Annotated in this window: 1 rRNA gene; it reads right to left on the minus strand. The window is 55.4% G+C overall.

The features are described from left to right. Window positions 1–285, minus strand: a 23S ribosomal RNA gene (locus tag JYB63_RS22970); the annotation flags it as partial.

Raw genomic sequence — 285 nt, forward strand, 5'->3', positions numbered from 1 at the left:
GTTCTATTTCACTCCCCTCGCCGGGGTTCTTTTCGCCTTTCCCTCACGGTACTGGTTCACTATCGGTCAGTCAGGAGTATTTAGCCTTGGAGGATGGTCCCCCCATATTCAGACAGGATGTCACGTGTCCCGCCCTACTCATCGAACTCACGACCTGTGCATTTTAGTGTACGGGGCTATCACCCTTTGCTGCGCGACTTTCCAGACGCTTCCACTAACACACAAGCCGATTCAGGTTCTGGGCTCCTCCCCGTTCGCTCGCCGCTACTGGGGGAATCTCGGTTG

It is taken from the genome of Aliamphritea spongicola, from assembly GCF_017051665.1.
Lineage (GTDB): Bacteria > Pseudomonadota > Gammaproteobacteria > Pseudomonadales > Balneatricaceae > Amphritea > Amphritea spongicola.